Source organism: Aeromonas sp. DSM 116730, assembly GCF_046581335.1.
Lineage (GTDB): Bacteria > Pseudomonadota > Gammaproteobacteria > Enterobacterales > Aeromonadaceae > Aeromonas > Aeromonas rivipollensis.
On the sequence record NZ_CP144265.1, the window covers coordinates 3045731 to 3069152 of the forward strand.

Genomic DNA, 23422 nt, shown 5'->3' on the forward strand with positions numbered 1-23422 from the left:
TGTGGCGACACGCCCCTCAGCCCTCTCCCACCAGGCTCACCGCCTTGATGTAGGCGTAGAGGCGCTGCCCGGGCACCAGCGCCAGCCGTTTCGCGGAGCGGCTGGTGATCCGGGCCAGCAGTATCTGCTGCCCCAGCGCCAACTGCAACAGGGTTTGCCCCGGCCTCACCTCCCTCACCTCGAGCAGTCGGGTCGCGAGGCAGTTGGAGAGGCTGGAGTGCGCTATGGGGGCGGTGGCGATCACCAGATCCCGCCCCGCCACCTTGATCTGCAACTCCCCTGTCTCGTCGGGGGCATGCTCCATGGTGACCATCAGGCTCTGATCCCCGAGTTGCAGGGTCGCCATCTGTTCATCGTCGTCGTAGTGGGCCAGGGTCGCCGTCAGCATGACGCCGACGTCGTCGCGACTGGCCAAGGAGAGGTCGGTGCGGGCGAAGATCTCGCTCGGCCTGCCCTGCGCCTCCAGCCTGCCGTCAGCCAGCAGCACCAGCTGATCGCACAGCAGGCTCACCTCCTCCATGGCGTGGCTCACGAAGATCATGGGGATGCCGCTTTCACGCTGCAATCCCTTGAGCACATGGGCCTGATGGATGCGGCTGCGGCTGTCCAGCGCCGAGAAGGGCTCATCGAGCAGCAGCAGATCGGGCTCCGCCAGCAGGGCCCGCCCCAGGGCCACCCGCTGGCGCTGGCCGCCGGAAAGCCCGTGAGCCGGCTGTTCCAGCAGATCGGCAAAGCCGAGCCGCAGCGCCAGCGCCTCGGGCTGCCAGCGCCCTCGCCCCTTGCCCGCCGCCAGCTGCAGGTTGCCGAGCACGCTCAGATGGGGGAAGAGGCGGGAGTCCTGGAACACCAGCCCGATGCGGCGCGCCTCCGGCATCAGGGCCGCCAGATCCCGCCCCTGCCAGTGCAAGACGTCCGAGGGCGCGCGGTCCAGCCCGGCGATGATGCGCAGCAAGGTGCTCTTGCCACAGCCTGAGGGGCCAAAGAGGCCGAGAATGCCGCCGAGGGGCAGCGCCAGATCGCATGCCAGGGTGAAGGAGCCAAACGCACGGCTGGTCTTGAGGTGCAGGCTCATCCGAACAACCTCCGCTGCCGGCGCTGCAAGACCCCATAGACCAGCACCAGCATCACCAGGGAGAAGCCCATCAGGCCCCCTGCCAGAGTGTGGGCATGTTGATAATCCATGGCTTCCACGTGATCAAAGAGGGCGATGGAGAGCACCTGGGTCTCCCCCGGGATATTGCCCCCTATCATCAGCACCACGCCAAACTCCCCCAGGGTATGGGCAAAGCCCAGCGCCGCCGCCATCACGAAGCTCGGCAGCGTCATCGGCAAGATGATCTGAAAGAAGCGCTCGAGGGGCCCCAGCCCCAGGGTGGCGGCGGCCTCGAGCTCCTTGTTACCCATGTTGACGAAGGCGGAGGTGAGAGGCTGCACCACGAAGGGGAGCGAATAGAGGATGGAGGCAAACAGCAGGCCGAGGAAGCTGAAGGCCAGGGTTGTCCCGAAGGTCTCCCGCCACCAGGCGCCGAGGCCGTACTCCGGCGAGAAGGCGAGCAGCAGATAGAAGCCGAGCACTGTCGGCGGCAACACCAGGGGCAGCGCCACCAGGGCCTCCACCAGCGGCCGCAGCCGGTGCTGGCTGCGGGAGAGCCACCAGGCAAGCGGCGGCGACAGCAGCAGCAGTATGACGGTGGTGCTGGCCGCCAGCTTCAGGGTGAGCCAGACGGCCAGCAGATCCCCTTCACTCATAGCGGCACCTCTCGGGTTTGAATGAGAAATGCGAAGCCATGGGGGCGAGGACGTGGCTTCAGGGTCGAGCTAAACGCCGCCAGCAGATCCCCTTCACTCATGGGGCATATCCCTCCCTGGTTCGAGCAGCAACATGTTATACATCCTCATTGCAAAGCGTGGCCGGCGCTGAGGCCGGCCAGTGGTCATGGGAGATTGGCATTCATGCCATCATTGCGGCAAGGCATAGCCCGCAGCCTTTATCTGCTCCTGGCCCGGGCCCTTGAGCCAGGCCACCAGCGCATCCACCGCCTCCCCTTTCTTCAGCACCAGCCCCTGCTGCTCTATGGGGGGGTAGAAGCTGGCCGGCACGGCCCAGGCTTCGCCTGTCTTGCCCGCCTCCACCAGGTTGGCCCAGGCGACGAAGCCGAGCTTCGCGTTGCCCGTGTCCACGAACTGCCAGGTCTGACTGATATTGGTGCCGGTCAGCAGGCGATACTGCTTGGGATCTATCTTGAGGTGGGTCAGGGTTGCCATGGCGGCGGTGCCATAGGGCGCGGTCTTGGGGTTGGCGATGGCGAGGTTGCCCTTCCAGCTGCGCAGGCTTGCCTCATTGGGGGCAGGTCCCCCCTTCTTCCACAGGCCGAGCTGGCCGATGGCGTAGGTGAAGCGACCGCTCCCCTTGCCCTCCGCCTCCAGTTTTTGAGGGGTGGCCACGTCGGCGGAGAGGAAGAGATCGAAGGGGGCGCCGTGGGTGATCTGGGTGTAGAGCACACCAGTGGCCGCCGAGCTGATGACGACGCTGTGGCCGGTCTTGGCGGTGAACTCCTTGCCGATGCGCTCTATGGTGCCCTTGAAGTTGGCGGCCACGGCCACCCTGACGTCATCGGCCCGAGCGGCCCAGCTGTGCAAGGCGCCTGCGACGAGACCGAGCAACACCACGGACAACTGTTTCTTCATTCCCTGTCTCCTTGAGGCTCCGGCATACCCGAAGCTAGTGGTGGCAAGCGCCCGCGGGCACTCGCCTGTCATCGAGCGGATCGGCTAGGACTCTTGCCGCCAGCGGGCGGCGGCGGCGTCATCGCTCTGCTTCGCCTCGACCCAGCGTTGAACGCCCTCGGCGGTCAGCTCTTTTTTCCAGAAGGGCGCCCGGGTCTTCAAAAAATCCATGATGAAGTGGCAGGCCTCGAACGCGGCGTCCCTGTGGGCGCTGCTCACCGCCACCAGCACTATTTGATCCCCGAGCAGCAGATCGCCGATGCGGTGAATGAGGGTGCACTCCTGCAGCGGCCAGCGGCCACGGGCCTCTGTGACTATGTCCGCCAGCGCCTTTTCGGTCATGCCGGGGTAGTGCTCGAGGGAGAGTCCCAAGACCTGCTCCCCCTGATTGAAGTCACGCACCTTGCCGACGAAGGTGACGATGGCGCCGCTGTCATGGCGGGCAGCGAGGCGCTCATACTCCTCTCCCAGGGAGAAGTCGGCCCGCTGCACCAGGATGCGATCCACTGTCGTTATCTCGCTCATCCTCAGCCTCCGGTCGTTACTGGAAGGAGAGGGAAGAAGGCGGCTTCATCCCCGTCCCACAGCTCAGTGGTGCGATCCACGGTCGTTATCTCGCTCATCCTCAGCCTCCAGTCGTTACTGGAAGGAGAGGGAAGAAGGCGACTTCATCGCCACCGCACAGCTCAGTGGTGCGATCCACGGTCGTTATCTCGCTCATCCTCAGCCTCCAGTCGTTACTGGAAGGAGAGGGAAGAAGGCCACTTCATCGCCACCGCACAGCTCAGTGGTGCGATCCACTGTCGTTATCTCGCTCATCCTCAGCCTCCGGTCACGGGGGGGAAGAAGGCGACTTCATCGCCATCATTGAGCGGCGTCTCGAGCGGCACCAGGGTCTGGTTGACCGCCACCAGCAGCTTGCCGGATTCCAGCGCCAGGGCCCACTTGTCGCCGCGCTCGCACAAGGCCGCGCGCAGCGCTTCGGCCGTGCCATGGTCGCAAGGCAAGCTGAGCTCGTCGCAGCCCACCAGCTCACGCACTTGCGCAAAAAACAGTACCTTGATCATGCCTTCTCTCCTGCCTGGGGGCCCAGCTGGAAGTGGCCGGACTTGCCGCCCTTCTTCTCCACCAACCGCAGCTGTTCGATCACCATGTCCTTCTGCACCGCCTTGCACATGTCGTAGATGGTCAGGGCCGCCACGGACGCAGCGGTGAGCGCCTCCATCTCCACCCCTGTCTTGCCCGAAAGCTTGCAGAGGGTACGGATATGGACCCTATTGTGCTCGGGCTGGGCCTCGATCTCTACCTCCACCCGGGTCAGTGCCAGGGGATGGCAGAGGGGGATGAGATCGGCGGTCTTCTTGGCCGCCATGATGCCAGCGATGCGGGCGGTGGCGAACACGTCCCCCTTGTGGTGCTGACCGCCGAGGATCAGGGCCAGGGTCGCGGGGGCCATGGTCACGAAGGCCTCTGCGCGGGCTTCACGTTCTGTGACCTGCTTGTCGGTCACATCTACCATGTGGGCTTCGCCGCTCTGGTTGAGATGGGTCAGGTTCATCTATTCCCCTATCGAAAAATAAGATGGATGATCCGGGAAAACTCCCGAGATCACAGATGGGACACGAAGTTGCACGGCCTGGTGCGGGCGTCCAGCTGATCCCGAATGAGCTGCTCCCAGCCGAGCTGGCAGGCGCCGGTGGAGCCCGGCAGGCAGCAGATCAGGGTGCGATTGGCGAGCCCCGCCAGGGCGCGGCTCTGCATGGCCGAGCCTTTTATCTCGGCGAAGGAGAGCTGGCGGAACATCTCGCCAAAGCCCTGTACGGTGCGCTCGAACAGCACCCCCACAGCCTCCGGCACCCGGTTCTGTTCATTGAAGCCGGTGCCGCCGTTGATCAGCACCACCTGCACCGCCTCGTCGACGATCCACTGGCTCACCTGGGCCCGGATCCTGAACAGGTTGTCGGCGCACAGGGCCCGATCCGCGAGCTGATGACCCGCCTGGGTCAAAGCCGATACCAGATAATCCCCCGAGCTGTCGTCGGCGGCGGTGCGGCTGTCGGAGACCGTCAGCACGGCGATCTTGAGAGGGATGAATTCGCTGTTTTTGGGTGCCATGTTTCTGGATGCCATAGGACAAATCCTGTCAATCATTCATTGACCACGAGAGGAGAAGAGGGGGACGCGTCACCCGGCCATGCCGGTCGGTGAATGCGCGCCGACAGGGGCGCCGCGTTGCCGGGGAGGGATTCTATCAAAAGATGTCTGGCTGAGGGGGTTAAAAGGCCCATAAAAATCAAAGGCCATCGAAGCGGCGCTATGCGCTTCGATGGCCCGGCACCTTAGAACCCTTCCACGCCCTTCATGTCAGGCAGCTGATGCGCTATCCCCTTGTGACAATCGATGCAGGTATTCTGACCGCTTGCCAGGTTGGTGGAGTGCATCTGGGCCGCCCGCCGCCCTTGCAGGGAGAAGTCCATGTACTCGAAGTTGTGGCAGTTGCGGCACTCGCGCGAATCCGTGTCCTTCATCCGTTGCCACTCCCGCTCGGCCATCTCGCGCCGATGCGATTCAAACTTCTCGCGGGTATCCACCTTGCCGGTCAGCATGCCCCACAGCTCCTTGGAGGCCTGCACCTTGCGAATGATCTTGTAGGTCCATTCGTGGGGCACGTGGCAGTCCGGGCAGCTGGCGCGCACCCCTGAGCGGTTCGCATAGTGGATGGTGTCGCGGTACTCCACGAAGACGTTGTCCTTCATCTCGTGGCAGCCGGTACAGAACTTCTCGGTGTTGGAAGCTTCCATGGCGGTGTTGAAACCGCCCCAGAAGATGACGCCGCCGAAGAAGCCCATCAGCAGCAGCACCCAGAGGGCCGCCTTCGACGGGGACTTGAAGGTGGTCCACAGACGCTGGATAAAGCCGGGTAATTTCATCTAGTTGGCTCCTCAGTTCAGCGCTTCAACTGGTTTAAACGTATTTTCCACCAGCGGCTTGGCATCCGCTTGCGGCACGTGGCACTGCAGGCAGAAGTAGCGGCGGGGTGACACTTCGCCAAGGGTCATGCCGTCGCGGGTCTCGAAGTGCGTCGGGCTGATCTTGGGGGCCTTCATCTTGCTGGCGTTCTTGAAGCTGTGGCAGGCCAGGCACTTGTTGACCTTGTTGTCCACCTCGTAGTTGCGAGTATCGTGGGGGATCAGCGGCGGTTGATGCATGTACTGACGATCGTAGAGATCCCCATCCTTGCGATAGTTCTTCATGGGGGCCGCATCTGCCTCCGTGACCAGATCCGTACTCCCCCGCTCCGACTTGATCCCCCCCGTGCTGTTGGTGATCTCGGGGGTGGCTGCCATCAAGGAGCCCGCCATCAGGCAGGCCAGCATTGCTCCAATCAGCTTTTTCATTATTTGTTCTCCGACGTTTTCTCTGCCTTGACGGCAAAACCTGTAGTGATTTCGAAAACTTGCTCCGCGCAGACATCGATGCAACGGCCGCAGTTGGTACACTCCTGAGCCACAATCAAGGGCCCGTGACCGCGCCTGGCCCCGTGAACCGGGCCGCGCAGGATGGGACGCTCCGGGCAGACCGCATAACAATCCATGCAGTTGCTGCACCGCTCACGCCCCCTGGCAGAAATCTTGATAAACCCGACCCGGTTGACCAGGGCATAGAAGGCCCCCACCGGACAGAGATGACCACACCAGCCCCGCTCCACCACCAAGAGGTCGAACAGGAATAGGGCCACCAGCAGACCCCAGCCCGCCCCCATGCCAAACAGCAGGCCGCGCATGGCCAAAGAGACCGGATTGACCAGCTCCCACACCAGCACGCCCGTGATGGCGGGCGCCACCAGCACCATGGCCAGCAGCCAGTAGCGGGTGTTGCGGTTGAACTGGCCGTTGCCCTTGAGCCCAAGCCGGGCCCTGACCCAGGCGGCGGCGTCCGTAATGAGGTTGACCGGGCAGACCCAGGAGCAGAACACCCGCCCCCCGACCAGCCAGTACCCCAAGAGCACTATTGCCGCCCCGAGCCAGAGGGTGGTGATGGGCCAATGGCCCGCCGCGACCGACTGTAGCAGGGTCAGGGGATCGCTCAGCGGCACCGTCTCCAGCAACTGCGAGCTGGAGAGGTTGCCCTTGAGGATCCAGACCCCCGCCAGCGGCCCCAGCAGGAAGAGCCCCAGCACGCCAAACTGGCTGAGGCGGCGCAGCAGCAGGAAGCGGTGGGCGCGCCACCAGCCCAGCCTGGCGCTGGCCTCGGCCCCCGGATAACGACTCATAGCCCCTCCGGTTTGCGGGTCGGCAGGGTGAGTCGCTCACCGATGAGGGACTTGCCCGCCTTGGCCTTCTCTTCCCAGCCGAGCCGGTAGTGATGACCGAGCTCACCCTTGGCGAGCCCATGGGGCACCACCTTGATGGCCGCCGTCTCCAGCACGCAGGCGTGCTCGCACTTGCCGCAGCCAGTACAGATGTCGCTGTGCACCGTGGGCAGAAACATGGCGTGCTTGCCGGTGCGCGGATTGCGTTGCAGCTCTAGGGTGATCGCCTTGTCTATCAAGGGGCAGACCCGATAACAGACATCGCAGCGCAGGCCCAGATAGTTGAGGCAGGTCTCGTGATCGATGAGCACCGCCACCCCCATGCGCGCCTGATCGATGTCGGTCATCCCCTGATCCAGGGCACCGCTCGGGCAGGCCACCACGCAAGGGATGTCGTCACACATCTCGCAGGGGACGGCGCGCGCCTCGAAATAGGGGGTGCCCGTGGTCACGGGATCCAGCAGCCGGGCGAGCTTGAGGGTGTCGTAGGGACAGGCTTCGACGCAGAGCCCGCAGCGCACGCAGGCACCGAGGAAGTCAGCCTCCCCCAGTGCCGCAGGCGGCCGCAGAGCCTGGGCGGGCACCGCCTGCGCCTGCTGGCGGGCCACAGTACCGAGCCCTGCCCCAAGCAGGCCCACGGAGCAGGCCCCCTTGGCGAGGTCTGCCAGGAACTGGCGACGGCTGCGACTCATCCCCCCGGCCCCGCCTTACGCCTTCATGACCTTGACGGCGCACTTCTTGTAATCCGTCTCTTTCGAGAGCGGATCCGTGGCGTCCAGGGTCAGCTTGTTGACCAGCTGGCTGGCATCGAAGAAGGGCATGAACACCAGGCCTTTGGGCGGACGGTTGCGACCACGGGTCTCGACCCGGGTCTTCACCTCGCCACGGCGGGAGGCGACTATCACCTCTTCGCCACGGCGCACGCCACGGGCCTTGGCATCTTCCGGGTGCATGAAGAGCACCGCATCCGGGAAGGCGCGATAGAGCTCGGGCACCCGGCGGGTCATGGTGCCGGTGTGCCAGTGCTCCAGCACGCGGCCGGTGGAGAGCCACATGTCGTACTCCTGATCCGGTGCCTCGGCGGCCGGCTCGTAAGGCAGCGCGAAGATGACCGCCTTGCCATCGGGCTTGCCGTAGAAACGCACCCCCTCCCCCGCCTTCACATAAGGGTCAAACCCTTCGCGATAGCGCCACAGGGTCTCCTTGCCGTCCACCACGGGCCAGCGCAGGCCGCGGGCCTCATGGTACTGATCGAAGGGAGCCAGATCGTGACCGTGACCGCGACCGAAGGAGGCGTACTCCTCGAACAGCCCCTTCTGCACGTAGAAGCCGAAGTGTTCGGTCTCGTCGTTCAGCGCCCCCTTGCTCTGCTCTTTCGGGAACTGGTTGACCTGACCGTTGGCATAGAGCACCTCGAACAGGGTCTTGCCCTTCACTTCCGGCATCTTGGCAATAAGCTCCGCCGGCCACACCTCTTCCACGGTGAAGCGCTTGGCGAACTCCATCAGCTGCCACAAGTCGGACTTGGCCCCTTCCGGCGCCTTGACTTGCTGGTGCCAGAACTGGGTGCGGCGCTCGGCGTTGCCATAGGCCCCCTCTTTTTCCACCCACATGGCGGTGGGCAGGATGAGGTCAGCCGCTTGCGCCGTGACGGTCGGGTAAGGGTCGGAGACCACGATGAAGTTGGCCGGGTTGCGATAACCGGGCAGCCCCTCCTCGTTCATGTTGGGGCCGGCCTGCATGTTGTTGTTGCACATCACCCAGTAGGCGTTGAGCTTGCCGTCTTTGAGCATGCGGTTTTGCAGCACGGCGTGATAACCCACCTGCTCGGGAATGGTGCCTTCCGGCAGCTTCCAGATCTTCTCGGCGATGGCGCGGTGCTTGGGATCGGTGACCACCATGTCGGCGGGCAAACGGTGGGCGAAGGTGCCCACTTCCCGCGCCGTGCCGCAGGCAGAGGGCTGGCCGGTCAGGGAGAAGGGACCGCTGCCCGGGGTGGAGATCTTGCCGGTCAGCAGGTGGATGTTGTAGCAGAGGTTGTTGGCCCAGACGCCACGGGTGTGCTGGTTGAAGCCCATGGTCCAGTAGGAGACCACCTTCTTGTCCGGATCGGCGTAAAGCTGGGCCAGTTTTTCCAGCTTCTCCTTGGAGACACCGGAGAGCTTGGACACAGAGTCGACGTCGTAATCCGCCACGAATTTCGCGAAGTCCTCGAAGCTCATGGGGGTGGAGTCACCGCTGTCCGGGTTCTTGGCCTTCTGCTGCAGCGGATTGGTCGGACGCAGGCCGTAGCCGATGTCGGTGACCCCCTTGCGGAACTGGGTGTGCTTGTTGACGAAGTCCCAGTTCACCTTGTCGTTCTGGATGATGTAGTTGGCGACGTAGTTGAGGATCGCCAAGTCGGTCTGGGGCGTGAACACCATGCCGTTGTCCGCCAGCTCGAAGCTGCGGTGCTCGAAGGTGGAGAGCACGTGCACCTGCACATCCGGGTTGGAGAGGCGGCGATCGGACATCCGCGACCAGAGGATGGGGTGCATCTCGGCCATGTTGGAGCCCCAGAGCACGAAGGCGTCGGCCTGCTCGATGTCGTCGTAGCAGCCCATGGGCTCATCCATGCCGAAAGTGCGCATGAAACCGACCACGGCGGAGGCCATGCAGTGACGGGCGTTGGGATCCAGGTTGTTGGTACGCAGGCCCGCCTTCATCAGCTTGGCGGCGGCGTAGCCTTCCCACACCGTCCACTGGCCGGAGCCGAACATGCCGACCGCGGTCGGGCCCTTCTCCTTGAGGGTGGCCTTGAACTTTTCGGCCATGATGTCGAACGCCTGATCCCAGCTGATGGGGGCGAAGTCGCCATTCTTGTCGAACTTGCCATTGGTCATGCGCAGCATGGGCTGGGTCAGGCGATCCTCGCCGTACATGATCTTGGAGAGGAAGTAGCCCTTGATGCAGTTGAGGCCACGGTTGACCGGCGCATCGGGATCACCCTGGGTCGCCACGACACGGCCGGCCTGGGAGCCCACCAGCACGGAACAGCCGGTGCCGCAGAAGCGGCAGGGCGCCTTGTCCCAGGTGATGGCCGTCTTGTCGGTGCTGGTAATAAGGTTCGCCGCCAGGGTGGGGGCACTGACTCCGGCCACGGCAGCGGCTGCCGCCACCGCATTGGCCTTCATAAAGTCGCGTCGACTCAGCTTCATGACATATCCTCGCATTGCTTAATCACATCAATGACAGCCATTGTCACGAGCCGCGCTGGCTCAGCGTCATGGCGCTTTATTGCTTTCTTCGGGCATCGCGAACCTCGCGGCCCAGCCTCATGGCGCTATTCCCTGCCCTCGGCTTCGACTTCATCAAACTGGTGGTAGATCAGGGCGGCAGAGAGCACGCCCGGCATGGCATTGATCGCATCGATGGCCGCCATGATGGGGCGCTGGCTGGGCCCTTCCAGGGTCACCACCAGCTTGCCTTCGTCGCTGACGGCATGGATCTCGGCCCCGTCCAGAGCCGCAATCTGCTCTGCGAGCCGGTGACGCAAGGGGGGCTGGGTCAGTACCACCAGGCTGGATACATGGAACTCTTCTCGGGTCATATGGTTGTTTTCCAACTTGCTCATCCCTTGCTTCATGTGGACGCCCCCTGATGGGGGGCTCCCACCCTGATACTGCCGACCGGACAATCCGCCACGCAGGCACCACAGCCATTGCACGACTCGGTATGGATGCTGGGGGTGGGGACTCGCCCCAGCTGAGGAGAAAAACGGATGGCCTGCTGCTCGCAACTGTCCTGACAGCGCTGGCAGAAGACCTGGGCACTGGCCAGGCATCCCGCTTCGATGTGGGCCACATAGTCCCAGGGCGTCTGCGTCGTCGGCCTGAACACCGGCGCCTGGCAGGCGCTGACGCACTCGCCGCAGAAGGTGCACTCGCCACGCTGGAAATCCACCGTCGGGAAGCCACCGTCCCCCTTGACCAGGATCTGTTCCGGGCAAGCCGTCAGGCAGTCGCCACACCGGGTGCAATCGGCCACGAAGTCGGTCCAGGAGACAGACCAGGGCAGCTGTTCCTCGGGTCTGGGCGCACTCAGTCGTCCTCGAAACAGGCTGCGGCGTGACAGATTGACCCCATCAGGCATATCAATTCCTCTTCACAGGACAGAATTCGAGTGCGGAGCCAGTGACTGGCATTTTCAATACCAATTATAAGCGTGGGTGTATATTGCGGCCCTGACAAGGTCAGGGATATACCACCAGGGAGATAAACAGGGGGGATTATTGCGCTGGATCAAACCCTTGGCGCAATAAGGCAGCAGAGGGGCAAGGTAAATTACCCCTATGTGAGGATTGCTTATTAATCGATGGCTATTTTGCTCTGACGGCCAGTTATCAGCCGCCGATGGAGGCGAGATGAGGGGTCATGCCGGCATTGCCCTCGTGCAGACGATGGGTGGCGGCCTTGCCGGTGAGCGCCTGGCGGATCCGCTGTTGCAGGGCCTCCTGCTGGCTGTCGTCACCGAGCAGATCCCGCAACTCCACCCCGTTGTCACCGAACAGACAGAGGTGCAACTTGCCCACGGAGGAGACCCGCAGCCGATTGCAACCGGCGCAGAAGTCCTTGCTGTAGGGCATGATGAGCCCCACTCCCCCCATTGACTCAGGATGCATGAACACCTGGGCCGGGCCGTCGTCCACGGCACGCAATTGCTGGATCCAGCCATTGCCAAGCAGTTGCTCCTTGATGAGCTCGCCGCTGGTGTGGTGATCGCGAAACAGGCTGTCCATCTCCCCAGTCTGCATCAGCTCGATGAAGCGCAGCTCTATGGGCTTGTGCCTGATCCAGGCCAGAAACTGATCCAGTTGCTGGTCGTTGAGCCCCTTGAGCAACACCGCATTGATCTTCACCGACTTGAAGCCGGCGGCCAGTGCCGCCTCTATCCCCTCCATCACCTCCGCCAGCTTGTTCTCGCCGGTGATCTGGTGAAACTGGCGCGGATCCAGGCTGTCGACACTGACATTGAGGGCATTGAGTCCTGCATCGAACCACTCCTGGGCCCGCTCCTTCAAGCGATAGCCATTGGTGGTCATGGCCACCTTCTCGATGCCGGGGGTATTGGCCACCGTCTCTATGATGGCGGTGAAGTCACGGCGCAGGGAGGGTTCCCCCCCGGTCAGGCGCACCTTGCGGGTGCCCATGGCGGCGAAGCCCGAGACGATGCGGCGTATCTCCTCCAGGGAGAGAAACGACTTGCGCCCCTCCTTGTTCCCATCCGGGGGGCGATAACCGTCCGGCAAACAGTAGGTACAACGAAAATTGCACACGTCGGTAATCGACAGGCGCAAATAGTAAAAGCGACGGGAAAAACCATCTTCAAGTGGCAACATAAACACCTTTCCAAATACGGGAGGCCAGGGCATTTCTTTCCTGACCCTTTCAGCTCGAACGACGGCTGACGGCGTTTTCCCCCTATCTCAATGACTTAGGCAAAAACGCTCGGAGTTCATCTAGTTTTTCGATGCTAGCACAAGTTGGAGTACACTCCCATGCTACTTTGTGGGGTCTTTGTCTGATCTGAAGGAAGCCAATCGGCATGGGAAAGTGGTTCAAAGTACACTCGGTCAGCAGCGCCATCGGCCGCTCCATGGTGCTGATCCTGTTCATGGCCAGCCTGATCGCCGTGGTGGCCATGGTCACCCTCTTCTACTCGGTACCCGATGCCAAGGCGATCAACCTGTCGGGATCATTGCGGATGCAGGCCTATCGCATGGCCTACGAAATCGAAAAGGATCAGGCCGTCCTCGGCCGACTCGACCAGTTCGAGCAGACACTGCACGCCTCCGAGTTGCAGGAGACCCAGCGCTGGATCACCCCTGCCTCCCTGCGCCGCACCTATGGCGAGGTGCTGCTGCAATGGCAGATGATGCGCGAGCACATCGAGAACGCCACCCCCAGCCGCTACACCGACAACACCGAGCAGTTCGTCGCCGCCATCGATGACTTCGTCAACCAGATGCAGTATCACGTGGAGTTCAAGGTGCGCATGCTGGCCCTGGCGGAGGGACTGGGCTTGCTCTCCATCATCACCATCGCCTGGTTCACGGTGCGTTTCACCCGCCAGCAGGTGGTGGCCCCCCTCAATCAGCTGGTCCATTGCGCCCGCCAGATCCAGCGCCAGGAGTTCGACCTGACCCTGCCCCCCCACTGCGAAAACGAGTTGGGGGAACTGTCCGGCGCCTTCGCCACCATGGCGGACGAGCTCGGCAAGCTCTATCGGGAGCTGGAGAGCAAGGTGGAAGAGAAAACCGCCAAGCTGCAGCAGGCCAACGACACCCTCTCCTTCCTCTATTCCACCGCCCAGAAGCTGCACGCGGCGCCGCTGAGCCGGCGTACCCTGCAGAAATTGCTGGAGCGGGCCGCCGCCCACCAGCACATCGACCATATCCGGCTGACCCGCTTCGAGCACAATGCCATGCCGGTCTACATCACGGGGCGCAAGGGCTGGCCCGGCGATCTGGAGGCCGTGGTGAGCTTCTATCTGCAGATGGATGATGAGGAGTACGGCCGGCTCGACATGATAAGCGAACACCCCATAGACGAGCGGCTGATGAAGAACTTCTCCATGTTGCTGGCCCAGGTGCTGCACAAGGATCAGACCCTGCTGCAACACCAGCGCCTGCTCTTGATGGAGGAGCGGGCCGTCATCGCCCGCGAGCTGCACGACTCGCTGGCGCAGGCGCTCTCCTACCTCAAGATCCAGTCCACCCTGCTCAAGCGCTCCGTCGCCAAGGGGGATAATGGCAAGGCCGAGGCCGCCATGCAGCAGATCGACGAAGGGCTCAGCAATGCCTATACCCAGTTGCGCGAGTTGCTCGGCACCTTCCGCCTCAGCATCGGCGATGCCAACCTCGGCGAAGCCATAGGCGTCATGCTGGAGCAGCTCAAGCCCCAGACCCGGGCCGAGATCAGGCTCCAATACGGGCTGACCGATACGGATCTCGAGGCAGGGCAACACATTCACATCCTGCAGTTGATCCGTGAGGCAGTGCTCAATGCCATCAAACATGCCTGCGCCCAGCGCATTGACGTTAGCTGTGAGACCCTGGCTGATGGTAACATCCAGGTTCAGATTGCAGATGATGGTGTCGGAATAGGGGGCGCAAGCTCGGCGGTGAATCACTACGGTCTCAGCATCATGAACGAGCGTGCCAGCAAGTTGCACGGTCAGTTGACCATCAGTGAACCGCCCTCCGGGGGCACCCGTGTACACCTGACCTTTCCCACCAGCCTAACAAGAGACGCCTGATGGACGAGATGAAATATAGTGTTCTGGTCGTAGATGACCATCCCCTGATGCGCAAAGGCATTGTGCAACTGCTGGAGCTGGAAGATAACATCGAAGTGATAGGTGAGGCTTCTAACGGCACTGACGCCGTGGCCATGGCCAAGGAGTCGGAGCCGGACCTCATCCTGCTCGATCTCAACATGAAGGGTTTGTCCGGCCTCGATACCCTCAAGGCCCTGCGCGCCGAAGAGGTCACCTCCCGGGTCGTGATCCTGACCGTCTCCGACGCCCGCCAGGACGTGGTTGCCCTGCTCAAGGCCGGTGCCGATGGCTACCTGCTCAAGGACACCGAGCCCGACATGCTGTTGGGCCAGCTGGCCGATGTCATGACCGGCAAGCAGATCCTGAGCGAGCCGCTGCGCCCCTACCTCGAGAACATCTACGAGCTGGATCACCTGCAGCAGAAGCTGGAAAGCCTGACCCGCCGCGAGATGCAGATCATGCGCGAGATTGCCAAGGGTCTCTCCAACAAGCAGGTCGCCTCCGTGCTCCACATCTCGGAAGGTACCGTCAAGGTACACGTCAAGAGCCTGCTGAAAAAGCTCGAGGCCCAGAGCCGGGTGGAAGCCGCCGTCATGTACCTGGAGCAGCGCAACTAAGCTCCCGTTACGCGCCCCATCTCATGCCAGTCAAGGCCCCGCCATCCCGGGGTCTTTTGCTGGCTGCCTCCCTCCCCCGCCTCACAAAACGTCACCGTCCCCCGCATCTTATTGAGCAAATGAATTATTATGTTCAGGAGACAGCACATGGAGGGCGCACGACATGACATCCGAACAGATCGAGCTGGTACAAAGGGCCTGGGGCAAGGTCACCGCACTGAACAACACCTATGTCCAGGAGGTATATGCGGAGCTGTTCCGACTCTCGCCGGAATTGATCAACCTCTTTCCCGATCCTGCGGGAATGCCGGTCGCCAAGGTGTAGGATACCCTGAATACGGTGATCACCAGCCTGGAGCAACTGGATGCCTTGAGCTTCATCATCCGGGATCTCGGCAGGCGGCATCAAAAGTTCAAGGTGCAGTCACACCAGTTCGCCCTGTTGGAACAGGCATTGACCCTGGTGCTGGCACGTCGGTTGGGGGAGCATTTCACACCAGCGCTCTCTGATGCCTGGTCACAGATGTACGACGAGATAGCCGCCCTGATGCTGGAAGGGCTCAGTCAGCCCACCGAATCCGTCGCCTAGCCGCCTCTGCCATCACGCCCGCGAGATCCTGCCGCTTAAGATGGACGGCAGATACGCATTTTGCAGGGGAATCATTTGCAATATGCGAACTCTGCCCCATTCTGCAGGTGGGGCATGTACGAGCCCCTACAAGGCCACCTGAATCCCTTCCTGAGCTGTCCCGTCCCTGCCATTGAGTAAAATTATAATTGCTTGATTACTAATGAATATTTAAATTATCGGCCTCATTTTCCTGCCGTTTCTCCATTTTCCCCGAGCTCTGGCACAGTCACTGCATTGTCATATCCAGATGCAACTTATCGGAGGATGGAACATGAAACTTCAACACCTGGCACTGTTCCCCTTGCCCTCACACATATTGCCGGGCGGGAAACTCCCCTTGCGCCTGTTCGAGCCTCGCCACCTGCAGATGCTCAAGGAGTCCTTCATCGATGATCGGGGCTTTGGCATCGTGATGGAAGAGACCACCAGCACGGGCACCTGCGGACGCATACTGCCGGTCGGCACTCGTGTCAAAGTGACTGATTTCTATACGCTCAACGATGGCCTGCTCGGGGTCACAGTGCTCGGTCTGGAACGTTTCTGCATCCATGAAATGGAAACGGATGGCTCCGGATTGCGTCACGCTCAGGTGGAAACCCTGCCCAACTGGCCGAGCGCGCACTCGGACTTCAGCGACAAGCAGCTGGTCAGCAGATTGCAGGAGGTCTTTGAACAATATCCGGAACTGGATGAGCTCTACCCGGACAAGCAGTTCGACGACGCGGCCTGGCTCTGCCAGCGCTGGCTCGAGATCCTGCCCATGCCGATCTATGAAAAACAGATGTTGATTGCCAAACAAAACAGTGAAGCGGCGCGTCAGTTCCTGCGCCGACTGATCGCACAGTGAGTCAAGAAGTGGTTTGCAAAATGCGAAAATAACGACTGACAATTCTTACAATGAAACAAGACATTTGCATTTTGCAACCAGCAGCCACCATATAAAACAGATAACACGGCTGCAAGCCGCAATAACAGGTCATGAAAAGTTGGCACGACTTTTTCATATAAGACCGTACAACCCGATTTATCCCGTGCTCTCTTCAGTATTTGCTGAAGAATTGGTCAACCACCAGGTTGACCATTTTTTTTACCCAAAATCGGGCTAGGGGAGCCGGCAATGGCGCAGCAAACAGCTGCGCAGCCGGGCCAGGCTGATGGGCTTGGCCAGAAAATCGTTCATCCCCTGGGCCAGACAACGGGCCCTATCCTCCGTCATGGCATTGGCCGTCAGCGCCACTATGGGAACCTCGCATCCCATGGCTCGCAGACGACGGGTGGCCTCCAGCCCATCCATCTGCGGCATCCGCATATCCATCAGGATGAGATCCGGTCGCCGCTCGCCGACCTGTGCCAGCGCCTCCAGGCCATTGCTTGCCAGCCTCACCCGGCACACCAGCTTTTGCAGCATGAGCGACACCACCAGCTGATTGACCGGGCTGTCCTCCACCACCAGCACATCCAGATCCAGCATGGAGACCCCCTCGATGGCGGGGTTGGTCGACGCGACGCAAGGTGAGGCCATCCCGGGCAGCTCGAACCAGAAACAGCTGCCCTGCCCAGGGGCGCTCTGCAGGCGGATGTCGCCGCCCATGAGTTGCACCAGCCGCCGGCAGATGGCCAGCCCAAGCCCGGAGCCGGAGAAGCGACGGGTGGCCGAGCTGTCGACCTGATAGAACGGCTCGAACAGCAGCGCCTGATCCTCGGGAGAGATGCCAATCCCGGTGTCGCTGACCGACACCCTCAGCCGTTCATCCTGCCACGCCAGCGCGAGCCGCACGCTACCGGCGGCGGTAAATTTCACCGCGTTGCCGAGCAGGTTGCCGATCACCTGGGACAGGCGGACGGCGTCCCCCTGCAGCTGGGACGGCACCTCCTCATCCAGCTGCCAGTGCAGCGCTATGCCCTTGGCGCTGGCCTGCGCCTGCAGCGGCTCCACCAGGGCCCGGCACAGCTCGGCGGGTTGAAAGGGCTCGCAGTGCAGGGCCAGGGTATGGGATTCAATCTTCGAGAAGTCGAGCACATCGTCGATGATGGTCTGCAGCAGATGGGCAGAGTGGGTGGCGTGGCCGAGCAGGGTCTGCTGCGGGGTCTCGAGCCGGCCATGTTGCAGCAGATCCAGCATCCCCAGCACCGCATTCATGGGGGAGCGGATCTCGTGGGTCATCATGGCCAGGAACTGGGACTTGGCGCGGTTGGCACTCTCGGCCTCATCCCGCGCCCGCGCCAGCTCCTGCTCGCGGCGGATCTGACTGCCGATCTCCCGCGCCGTGCCCCGATAACCGATGAAGGCGCCACTGCCGTCATGGCAGGGCTCGGCATTGATCTCCATCCAGCAGGGGCCGCTCGCCAGCGTCACCTGGGCGCGCATCGCCCGCACCGGCAGATGGCGCGCTATCTGGTGCTGATACCTGCACCAGGCGGGATCCTCCTTGTCGTGGGCAAAGTCATAGAGGCTGCGCCCCGCCTGGCGGACAAGCGCCTCCCCCTGATAGCCAGGGGCAGAGACATAGCTCAGCCTGTGCTCGGGATCCGTCTCCCAGAACCAGTCGGACGCCATGGCGGCAAAGCTGCGAAAGCGTTGCTCGCTAGCCTGCAAGGCGAGGGTCTTGAGGTCGACCTGCTCCTGCAGGCGGGCTCTATAGGCAATGTTGACCAGCGCCTGGGAGATGAGCGGGCGGCACCGCTGCATCGCCGCCTTGCTCTGGAGATCGAAGGTGCCCGCGGCACTGTGCCGGCAGATGAGCACCCCGGAGAAGCCCGGCGCCTGCAAGCCCGTCATCATGACGCTGGCCCAGCCCGCCGCCCCCGCTAGGGAGGCCAGCTCGGGCAACTGGGCCGGATCATAGATGACCAGGGTTTCACCTGCGATGGCGCGGGAGAAGAGCGGCGTCAGCGGCCAGGTGCGGCCGACCTCCCCGGGTTGGGTGCTCAGATGGGTGGTGCCGCGCGTGCTCTCCCAGGCGACCACATCAGCCTGTTCGAAGCCGATGAAGGGCTTGAGCGCCAGAATGAGGCTGTCCAGCACCTGCTCCAGGCTCTTGGCCTGTGCCAACGTCGCCACCCCGCACAGCAGGGCCTGTGACTCCTGGCGGTATCTGGCCTCCCGCTCCCGGCAACGCATCAGCTCCACCAGCGTGGTTTGCAGCTTGTCGCCCAGGGTTTCGAGTTCGCTATTGCCTATCATCTTGTGTCCAGCACCTTGTCAGCTCTCGAGGAAGATTACGCTCGATACCATGAGGTTGCCATGCGCCAGCTCACCGTGGGGCAATCGCCCCTGCTCGCCGAAGGTGAATGGCGTGATAAAGGGGATCTCCCCCAGCCGTTGGCTGAAATGGCCGACGACATCGCTGAGCGAATCTCCCAGCGCCAGACGGCAGCCTGCGCAGAACACCACCAGAGCGCCTATGGGCTGCAGGTTCCCCGCCATCCCATATTCGGGTTCGATGCGCACCGCATTCAGGCTGCGCTGAAGCAGGCCCTCCTGACTGCTGTACATGAGTTGCAGCCGCTCCCCCAGCCGGGTTTCGGTAAAGAGGCGCAACCCTTCCCGCTCCGTCACCGCTTCGGGGTGAGAGAGCTTGTAGTAGGGCATCTCATCCAGGGTACCGACCTGGCGGGCCAGCGGGGAGAGGGTCGTCTCCCGCAAAATGGGGCCCACAGGCCAGGGGAGCTGGCGCTCTGTCCAGCGGGCATAGACCCGGGCCGCAGGTTCATTGTCTATGGTCAGCACCTCGCGGCCATCCAGCGCGGTAATGGTGCCATGACGCTCGGTGGGCACATAGCCGGAGTGGAACTGGAAGGCCAGCTGGCAATCGGGATAGAGCACAGCCACCACGCAGCCCTGGCGACCCTCCCCCTCATCCCAGCACAGCTGCCACTCGCCGCTGACACTGTCGTCCGCCGCCGACCCGCCGACGACGGGAACCGTCGCCCCGAACTCGGCATCTATGCCCGCCAGCACCGCCTCCTCCTGCCCAGGGCTGGTGTGCAGCAGTATGAGTTGCGGCAACTCGCCGGGACGCCCGCCATCGGCGATGGCACGGCGCAGCAACTGGCGCACATCCAGCTCGTCCCCTGCCTGACCGGCCACGCCGTAGGCCCCCTTGTCGTCATAGAGGGCCGCCACTGCCAGACTCCAGCCCAGCCGGCCATGATGGCCAGCCTGGGTCAGGATACCGCCACAAGAGCTGCAGCCGATGAGCCGGGTATGGGGGAAACGGGCCTTGAGCGCACGGCGCAGTACCGCGGCATCGTGTGCTTGGGTAAAATAGACCAGCAACAACGACGGGGAATGAGGTGATTGAGCGAGCAACCGTTCAGCTATCTGTTGGGCGGCCAGCGGGGTCGTCTCGGCAAGAGAGTGAGCCGTCAGGAAGTTCAACACCATCTCCTAGTGGTATGTGATGCCGGGGCATCAAGCAAAAATCATACCTTTATCAAACAATTACCTGGCCAGGCGGGCTAAACTGATGCGCACTGGCCTCCCACAGGATGACTGCATGTGGCAGAAAAATATCAATGACTTCGACCGGGTCGTCGCCATCGGCGGTGGTCACGGCATGGGTCGGGTGCTCTCTTCCCTCTCTTTTTTAGGCACTCGGCTGACGGGCATAGTCACCACCACGGATGATGGCGGCTCCACCGGACGCCTGCGCAAGAGCCAGGAGTGCATCGCCTGGGGCGATCTGCGCAACTGCCTCAATCAGCTGGTGACCGAGCCCAGCATCGGCAGCCAGCTGTTCGAATACCGCTTCACGGGTCGCGGCGAGCTGGCGGGTCACAACCTCGGCAACCTGATGCTGCTGGCCCTTGACAACCTCTGTGTCCGTCCCCTGGATGCCATCCGGCTCATCAGCGACATGTTGCACATAGCGCCCAGCCTGCTGCCCATGTCCGAGCACCCCACGGATCTGTGTGCCCACACCGTCTGTGGCGATCAGATCCTGGGGGAAGTCTCCATCGATCAGCTCACCACGCCGCCACGGGCCCTGAGCCTGAACCCGATCGTGCCCGCCACCCACGAGGCAATCGACGCCCTGAGCCAGGCCGACATGATCATTCTGGGGCCCGGCAGCTTCCTCACCTCCATCATGCCGCCCCTGTTGCTGAGCGAGATCGCAGAAGCGATCCGCAGCAGCGGCGCCATCGTCGTCTTCATCAGCAATCTGGTGGCCGAAAACGGGCCGGCTGGCAAGCTGACCCTGTCCCACCAGCATCGCTGGCTGGAAGAGCGGATCGGCCAAGGGCGGATCGATGCCATCCTGGCCCCCGAAGGCCATGGGGCCCCGGAGCTGCAGCATTGCCTGATTCAGGCCAGTCTGGGTGAGGCAGCCCTGCCCCATCGCCACGATCGCCTCAAACTTCGACAGGCGCTGGATGCGGTGATACTGAGCTGGTACGCAGAGCGTGACAAGGCGGGCTAATCCGCCAGTGCGATCTAGTGATACTTGGCCAGATGGGAGAACACCTGAGGCAGGGAGTGCTCGAGCTGCTCGAGCAGGCGACCGGCCTCCTCCGCATCCTCCCGGCGACAGGCGAGCTCCAGCGCCATCACCTGCCGATAGCTGGGCTCGGCACCGTAACTGCCACAAGAGGACTTCATGCTGTGGGCGAGGCGGGCCAGGGCAGTCCAGTCCCGCTGATCAAAGAGCGGCCTGAGCTGGGCAAGTTGCCCGCCCACCTCCTCGACAAACACCGAGATGACGACCGGCATCATGTCGTGACCTATGTCATCTGCCAGTTGTCTCAGCACTTTCTGATCCAGCCACTCCATCTTCTCTTCCCTATGATGGTATTCAAACAGACCACAATATAGCCGACCCGCACACCGGCTGTCACCCGCTCTGCGGCGAGAGTCGGTTGAAGCGGCGTGCCGCCATCAGAATGTGAGCCAGTTCAAGTTATCAACACGCAGTTCCAAGCAGGAAAGAGATAAATGTTGTCACAAAATTAACAATGACATAACAATGCAGACCATGAGAATGATGCGGCTCAGCAACACCTCTCTCATCCCTTTTTGCCTGTATGGCTGCTGCGAAGAACCAGGGTAGGATTCTACCCTGGTATTTTTTTATTGGCGGGTCAGCAGCCTGGCTGCATTGCCGTATTCCAGCTCACCCAGCCTGAACAGGCAGAACTCCCCGGGCGCCATCTTCACCCAGCTCTCATTGCCGGTGAGCGGGCGGGTGGCTATCAGGGTCACCACGTCATTCGGGGTGGTCTCGCTCTGGAAGTCGATGGCCACATCTTCATCCAGCAGACGGGCCTCGCCAAAGGGGGCCCTGCGGGTCAACCAGTAGAGGTTGTTGCTGCAATAGGTCATCACGAACTCCCCATCCGACAGCAACATGTTGAATACCCCGAGTCCGCGCAGCTCGTCGCACAGGGTCGCAAGGTAGCGGAACATGGCGGGGAAATTGGCCGGACGCTTGGGGTATTTCTGCTCCAGCCTGTCGAGCAGCCAGCAGAAGGCGTGCTCGCTGTCGGTGTCCCCCACAGGACGGTGGCGCCCGGTCCGCAACCCCTTGTAGCCGGTCAGCTGGCCGTTGTGGGCAAAGGTCCAGTAGCGTCCCCACAGCTCGCGGGTAAAGGGGTGGGTGTTCTCCAGCGACACGCATCCCCGGTTGGCCTGCCGGATATGGCTGACCACGGCGCGGCTCTTGATGGGCAGCGCCTGCACCAGCTTGGCGATGGGTGACTGGGCACTGGGTTCGGGATCCTTGAAGGTGCGAAAACCTCGCCCCTCGTAGAAGGTGATCCCCCAGCCATCCTTATGGGGGCCTGTCTTGCCGCCCCGCAGCATCAGCCCGGTAAAGCTGAAGCAGATGTCGGTCGGCACATTGGCGCTCATGCCGAGCAGTTCGCACATGTCCAGTCCACTCCCTGAATTAATTGATCATCTCTGCGTCAATCAGCGAACTTAAGCTGGATGCGAGGCGCCAGGAGCGGTCATTAGAGCCCCCGGCAGCCCCACCTGCCCTCTTTCTCTGATTACTTGGCCATCTCTTTTTCGACCAGCTGGATCAGGATGTGAATGATCTTGATGTGCACTTCCTGGATGCGGTCGGCATAGCCGAAGTGCGGCACCCGGATCTCGACATCGGCCAGACCCGCCATCTTGCCACCGTCCTTGCCGGTCAGGGCGATGACCTTCATGCCCTTGGCGCGGGCAGCCTCGATGGCTTTGAGGATGTTGCCGGAATTGCCGCTGGTGGAGATACCGAGCAGCACGTCACCACGACGACCCACCGCTTCCACGTAGCGGGAGAAGACATAGTCATAGCCAAAGTCGTTGGAGACGCAGGAGAGGTGGCTGGGATCGGAGATGGCGATGCCGGCATAGCCAGGGCGGTTCTCGCGATAGCGGCCGGTCAGCTCTTCGGCAAAGTGCATGGCGTCGCAGTGGGAGCCGCCGTTGCCGCAGGAGAGCACCTTGCCCTCTTCCTTGAAAGAGTCAGCCAGCAGTTTGGCGGCCGCCTCTATGTTCTTCAGATTTTGCTCATCGGCCAGAAAGGCCTGGAGCACGCCGGCAGCTTCGGTCAATTCATTGCGGATAAGTTCTTGGTACATGGCGTCTGATGTCTCTTTGTATCGTCCAACATAGGGTTTTGCATTGTCGCACAAGCCAATCCAATCGTCGCCCCCCCGCCCGCCAAGATGCGGCCCCGGTACGTTAGGCCGATCACGGTGTCAAGGTAACAAGCTTGTAAACATCTTGATAATTTTGTGCGTATGAATTACAACAGGGGCCACATCCAACAGGTCAGACCTCTGGATCAGTTAACCCACGTTTCCCCAACTTCGGCAACTCATGCAAGG

The 23422-nt window shown here is 62.2% G+C and carries 26 protein-coding genes and 1 riboswitch; of the genes, 6 read left to right on the forward strand and 20 right to left on the reverse strand.

Translation table 11 applies throughout. The annotated features are described in order from the left end of the window. Positions 1-16 precede the first annotated feature (16 nt). From modC to moaA, 15 genes are all read right to left on the reverse strand, one after another. Positions 17-1072: a molybdenum ABC transporter ATP-binding protein gene (modC, locus tag Aeroheme_RS13790; RefSeq protein ID WP_411166045.1), complete on the reverse strand. Its 1056-nt coding sequence runs from the start codon at positions 1070-1072 to the stop codon at positions 17-19. Further along, entirely contained in the window at positions 1069-1749 is a 681-nt protein-coding gene (gene modB / locus Aeroheme_RS13795; RefSeq protein ID WP_290070547.1) for a molybdate ABC transporter permease subunit, read from the reverse strand. The genes modC and modB overlap by 4 nt, the downstream gene beginning before the upstream one ends. Positions 1750-1959: 210 nt before the next feature. Continuing rightward, positions 1960-2688 (reverse strand): molybdate ABC transporter substrate-binding protein, encoded by a 729-nt coding sequence (gene modA / locus Aeroheme_RS13800; protein WP_411166046.1) that lies wholly within the window; start codon positions 2686-2688, stop codon positions 1960-1962. Between the two features lie 84 nt (positions 2689-2772). Next, complete coding sequence (gene moaE, locus Aeroheme_RS13805) at positions 2773-3252, reverse strand: molybdopterin synthase catalytic subunit MoaE (protein WP_411166047.1); 480 nt, start codon at positions 3250-3252, stop codon at positions 2773-2775. A gap of 296 nt (positions 3253-3548) precedes the next feature. Next, positions 3549-3794: a molybdopterin synthase sulfur carrier subunit gene (gene moaD, locus Aeroheme_RS13810; protein WP_411166048.1), complete on the reverse strand. Its 246-nt coding sequence runs from the start codon at positions 3792-3794 to the stop codon at positions 3549-3551. After that, the gene (gene moaC / locus Aeroheme_RS13815; RefSeq protein ID WP_393936314.1) at positions 3791-4285 is read right to left on the reverse strand and encodes a cyclic pyranopterin monophosphate synthase MoaC; all 495 of its coding nucleotides are present in this window, start codon (positions 4283-4285) and stop codon (positions 3791-3793) included. Before moaC ends, moaD begins: the two co-directional genes overlap by 4 nt. A 50-nt stretch (positions 4286-4335) precedes the next feature. Next, on the reverse strand, positions 4336-4842 hold the full coding sequence (gene moaB, locus Aeroheme_RS13820; protein ID WP_106887335.1) for a molybdenum cofactor biosynthesis protein B: 507 nt from the start codon (positions 4840-4842) through the stop codon (positions 4336-4338). 224 nt (positions 4843-5066) lie between these two features. Beyond that, positions 5067-5657 (reverse strand): cytochrome c3 family protein, encoded by a 591-nt coding sequence (locus Aeroheme_RS13825; protein WP_025326410.1) that lies wholly within the window; start codon positions 5655-5657, stop codon positions 5067-5069. Positions 5658-5669: 12 nt separating this feature from the next. Next, on the reverse strand, positions 5670-6125 hold the full coding sequence (locus Aeroheme_RS13830) for a nitrate reductase cytochrome c-type subunit (RefSeq protein WP_106887336.1): 456 nt from the start codon (positions 6123-6125) through the stop codon (positions 5670-5672). Next, positions 6125-7000 (reverse strand): quinol dehydrogenase ferredoxin subunit NapH, encoded by an 876-nt coding sequence (gene napH, locus Aeroheme_RS13835; RefSeq protein ID WP_411166049.1) that lies wholly within the window; start codon positions 6998-7000, stop codon positions 6125-6127. The genes Aeroheme_RS13830 and napH overlap by 1 nt, the downstream gene beginning before the upstream one ends. Next, positions 6997-7731, reverse strand: a complete 735-nt coding sequence (gene napG / locus Aeroheme_RS13840; protein WP_205641413.1) for a ferredoxin-type protein NapG — start codon at positions 7729-7731, stop codon at positions 6997-6999. Before napG ends, napH begins: the two co-directional genes overlap by 4 nt. A 15-nt stretch (positions 7732-7746) precedes the next feature. Next, positions 7747-10236 (reverse strand): nitrate reductase catalytic subunit NapA, encoded by a 2490-nt coding sequence (gene napA / locus Aeroheme_RS13845; protein WP_411166050.1) that lies wholly within the window; start codon positions 10234-10236, stop codon positions 7747-7749. 125 nt (positions 10237-10361) lie between these two features. After that, positions 10362-10652 carry a chaperone NapD gene (locus Aeroheme_RS13850; protein ID WP_226989672.1) on the reverse strand — a complete coding sequence of 97 codons (291 nt, stop codon included), beginning with the start codon at positions 10650-10652 and terminating at the stop codon, positions 10362-10364. 8 nt (positions 10653-10660) lie between these two features. Then, positions 10661-11170, reverse strand: a complete 510-nt coding sequence (gene napF, locus Aeroheme_RS13855) for a ferredoxin-type protein NapF (protein WP_411166051.1) — start codon at positions 11168-11170, stop codon at positions 10661-10663. A 250-nt stretch (positions 11171-11420) separates the two neighbouring features. Then, positions 11421-12416, reverse strand: coding sequence for a GTP 3',8-cyclase MoaA (gene moaA, locus Aeroheme_RS13860; RefSeq protein WP_408848099.1), 996 nt, complete (start codon positions 12414-12416; stop codon positions 11421-11423). Continuing rightward, a riboswitch (molybdenum cofactor riboswitch) is annotated at positions 12404-12543 on the reverse strand. It overlaps the preceding gene by 13 nt. A gap of 79 nt (positions 12544-12622) precedes the next feature. On the opposite strand from moaA, the gene narQ reads away from it, so the two are divergent. From narQ to Aeroheme_RS13885, 5 genes are all read left to right on the forward strand, one after another. Then, positions 12623-14335 carry a nitrate/nitrite two-component system sensor histidine kinase NarQ gene (gene narQ, locus Aeroheme_RS13865; RefSeq protein WP_106887342.1) on the forward strand — a complete coding sequence of 571 codons (1713 nt, stop codon included), beginning with the start codon at positions 12623-12625 and terminating at the stop codon, positions 14333-14335. Beyond that, positions 14335-14973 carry a two-component system response regulator NarL gene (gene narL, locus Aeroheme_RS13870; protein ID WP_005325544.1) on the forward strand — a complete coding sequence of 213 codons (639 nt, stop codon included), beginning with the start codon at positions 14335-14337 and terminating at the stop codon, positions 14971-14973. Before narQ ends, narL begins: the two co-directional genes overlap by 1 nt. Positions 14974-15136: 163 nt before the next feature. Further along, the gene (locus Aeroheme_RS13875; protein ID WP_411166052.1) at positions 15137-15298 is read left to right on the forward strand and encodes a hypothetical protein; all 162 of its coding nucleotides are present in this window, start codon (positions 15137-15139) and stop codon (positions 15296-15298) included. Positions 15299-15313: 15 nt separating this feature from the next. Continuing rightward, positions 15314-15562 carry a globin domain-containing protein gene (locus Aeroheme_RS13880; protein WP_411166053.1) on the forward strand — a complete coding sequence of 83 codons (249 nt, stop codon included), beginning with the start codon at positions 15314-15316 and terminating at the stop codon, positions 15560-15562. A 313-nt stretch (positions 15563-15875) separates the two neighbouring features. Then, positions 15876-16451, forward strand: coding sequence for an LON peptidase substrate-binding domain-containing protein (locus Aeroheme_RS13885; RefSeq protein WP_234690715.1), 576 nt, complete (start codon positions 15876-15878; stop codon positions 16449-16451). A gap of 255 nt (positions 16452-16706) precedes the next feature. Here the strand turns inward: Aeroheme_RS13885 and Aeroheme_RS13890 are convergent, their stop codons facing one another. Next, the gene (locus Aeroheme_RS13890; protein ID WP_411166054.1) at positions 16707-18788 is read right to left on the reverse strand and encodes an ATP-binding protein; all 2082 of its coding nucleotides are present in this window, start codon (positions 18786-18788) and stop codon (positions 16707-16709) included. Between the two features lie 18 nt (positions 18789-18806). Beyond that, positions 18807-19991, reverse strand: a complete 1185-nt coding sequence (locus Aeroheme_RS13895) for an FIST signal transduction protein (protein WP_168235449.1) — start codon at positions 19989-19991, stop codon at positions 18807-18809. Between the two features lie 112 nt (positions 19992-20103). Between Aeroheme_RS13895 and Aeroheme_RS13900 the strand changes: the two genes are divergently transcribed. Next, positions 20104-21027 carry a uridine diphosphate-N-acetylglucosamine-binding protein YvcK gene (locus Aeroheme_RS13900; RefSeq protein WP_163155930.1) on the forward strand — a complete coding sequence of 308 codons (924 nt, stop codon included), beginning with the start codon at positions 20104-20106 and terminating at the stop codon, positions 21025-21027. Between the two features lie 14 nt (positions 21028-21041). Here the strand turns inward: Aeroheme_RS13900 and Aeroheme_RS13905 are convergent, their stop codons facing one another. The 3 genes from Aeroheme_RS13905 to lpcA all read right to left on the reverse strand — a co-directional run bounded on the left by Aeroheme_RS13905 (position 21042) and on the right by lpcA (position 23173). Next, positions 21042-21377, reverse strand: a complete 336-nt coding sequence (locus Aeroheme_RS13905) for an Hpt domain-containing protein (protein ID WP_106887347.1) — start codon at positions 21375-21377, stop codon at positions 21042-21044. A gap of 297 nt (positions 21378-21674) precedes the next feature. Further along, positions 21675-22472: a class II glutamine amidotransferase gene (locus tag Aeroheme_RS13910; protein WP_202046300.1), complete on the reverse strand. Its 798-nt coding sequence runs from the start codon at positions 22470-22472 to the stop codon at positions 21675-21677. Positions 22473-22594: 122 nt separating this feature from the next. Further along, a complete protein-coding gene (gene lpcA, locus Aeroheme_RS13915) occupies positions 22595-23173 on the reverse strand; it encodes a D-sedoheptulose 7-phosphate isomerase (RefSeq protein ID WP_106887349.1) in 579 nt (192 codons plus the stop codon). Positions 23174-23422 lie beyond the last annotated feature (249 nt).

Bases quoted from the DNA above. Each gene is read 5' to 3' on its own strand.
- modC (WP_411166045.1), bottom strand. From the start codon at position 1,072: ATGAGCCTGCACCTCAAGACCAGCCGTGCGTTTGGCTCCTTCACCCTG.
- modB (WP_290070547.1), bottom strand. From the start codon at position 1,749: ATGAGTGAAGGGGATCTGCTGGCCGTCTGGCTCACCCTGAAGCTGGCG.
- modA (WP_411166046.1), bottom strand. From the start codon at position 2,688: ATGAAGAAACAGTTGTCCGTGGTGTTGCTCGGTCTCGTCGCAGGCGCC.
- moaE (WP_411166047.1), bottom strand. From the start codon at position 3,252: ATGAGCGAGATAACGACAGTGGATCGCATCCTGGTGCAGCGGGCCGAC.
- moaD (WP_411166048.1), bottom strand. From the start codon at position 3,794: ATGATCAAGGTACTGTTTTTTGCGCAAGTGCGTGAGCTGGTGGGCTGC.
- moaC (WP_393936314.1), bottom strand. From the start codon at position 4,285: ATGAACCTGACCCATCTCAACCAGAGCGGCGAAGCCCACATGGTAGAT.
- moaB (WP_106887335.1), bottom strand. From the start codon at position 4,842: ATGGCACCCAAAAACAGCGAATTCATCCCTCTCAAGATCGCCGTGCTG.
- Aeroheme_RS13825 (WP_025326410.1), bottom strand. From the start codon at position 5,657: ATGAAATTACCCGGCTTTATCCAGCGTCTGTGGACCACCTTCAAGTCC.
- Aeroheme_RS13830 (WP_106887336.1), bottom strand. From the start codon at position 6,125: ATGAAAAAGCTGATTGGAGCAATGCTGGCCTGCCTGATGGCGGGCTCC.
- napH (WP_411166049.1), bottom strand. From the start codon at position 7,000: ATGAGTCGTTATCCGGGGGCCGAGGCCAGCGCCAGGCTGGGCTGGTGG.
- napG (WP_205641413.1), bottom strand. From the start codon at position 7,731: ATGAGTCGCAGCCGTCGCCAGTTCCTGGCAGACCTCGCCAAGGGGGCC.
- napA (WP_411166050.1), bottom strand. From the start codon at position 10,236: ATGAAGCTGAGTCGACGCGACTTTATGAAGGCCAATGCGGTGGCGGCA.
- Aeroheme_RS13850 (WP_226989672.1), bottom strand. From the start codon at position 10,652: ATGAGCAAGTTGGAAAACAACCATATGACCCGAGAAGAGTTCCATGTA.
- napF (WP_411166051.1), bottom strand. From the start codon at position 11,170: ATGCCTGATGGGGTCAATCTGTCACGCCGCAGCCTGTTTCGAGGACGA.
- moaA (WP_408848099.1), bottom strand. From the start codon at position 12,416: ATGTTGCCACTTGAAGATGGTTTTTCCCGTCGCTTTTACTATTTGCGC.
- narQ (WP_106887342.1), top strand. From the start codon at position 12,623: ATGGGAAAGTGGTTCAAAGTACACTCGGTCAGCAGCGCCATCGGCCGC.
- narL (WP_005325544.1), top strand. From the start codon at position 14,335: ATGGACGAGATGAAATATAGTGTTCTGGTCGTAGATGACCATCCCCTG.
- Aeroheme_RS13875 (WP_411166052.1), top strand. From the start codon at position 15,137: ATGACATCCGAACAGATCGAGCTGGTACAAAGGGCCTGGGGCAAGGTC.
- Aeroheme_RS13885 (WP_234690715.1), top strand. From the start codon at position 15,876: ATGAAACTTCAACACCTGGCACTGTTCCCCTTGCCCTCACACATATTG.
- Aeroheme_RS13890 (WP_411166054.1), bottom strand. From the start codon at position 18,788: ATGATAGGCAATAGCGAACTCGAAACCCTGGGCGACAAGCTGCAAACC.
- Aeroheme_RS13895 (WP_168235449.1), bottom strand. From the start codon at position 19,991: ATGGTGTTGAACTTCCTGACGGCTCACTCTCTTGCCGAGACGACCCCG.
- Aeroheme_RS13900 (WP_163155930.1), top strand. From the start codon at position 20,104: ATGTGGCAGAAAAATATCAATGACTTCGACCGGGTCGTCGCCATCGGC.
- Aeroheme_RS13905 (WP_106887347.1), bottom strand. From the start codon at position 21,377: ATGGAGTGGCTGGATCAGAAAGTGCTGAGACAACTGGCAGATGACATA.
- Aeroheme_RS13910 (WP_202046300.1), bottom strand. From the start codon at position 22,472: ATGTGCGAACTGCTCGGCATGAGCGCCAATGTGCCGACCGACATCTGC.
- lpcA (WP_106887349.1), bottom strand. From the start codon at position 23,173: ATGTACCAAGAACTTATCCGCAATGAATTGACCGAAGCTGCCGGCGTG.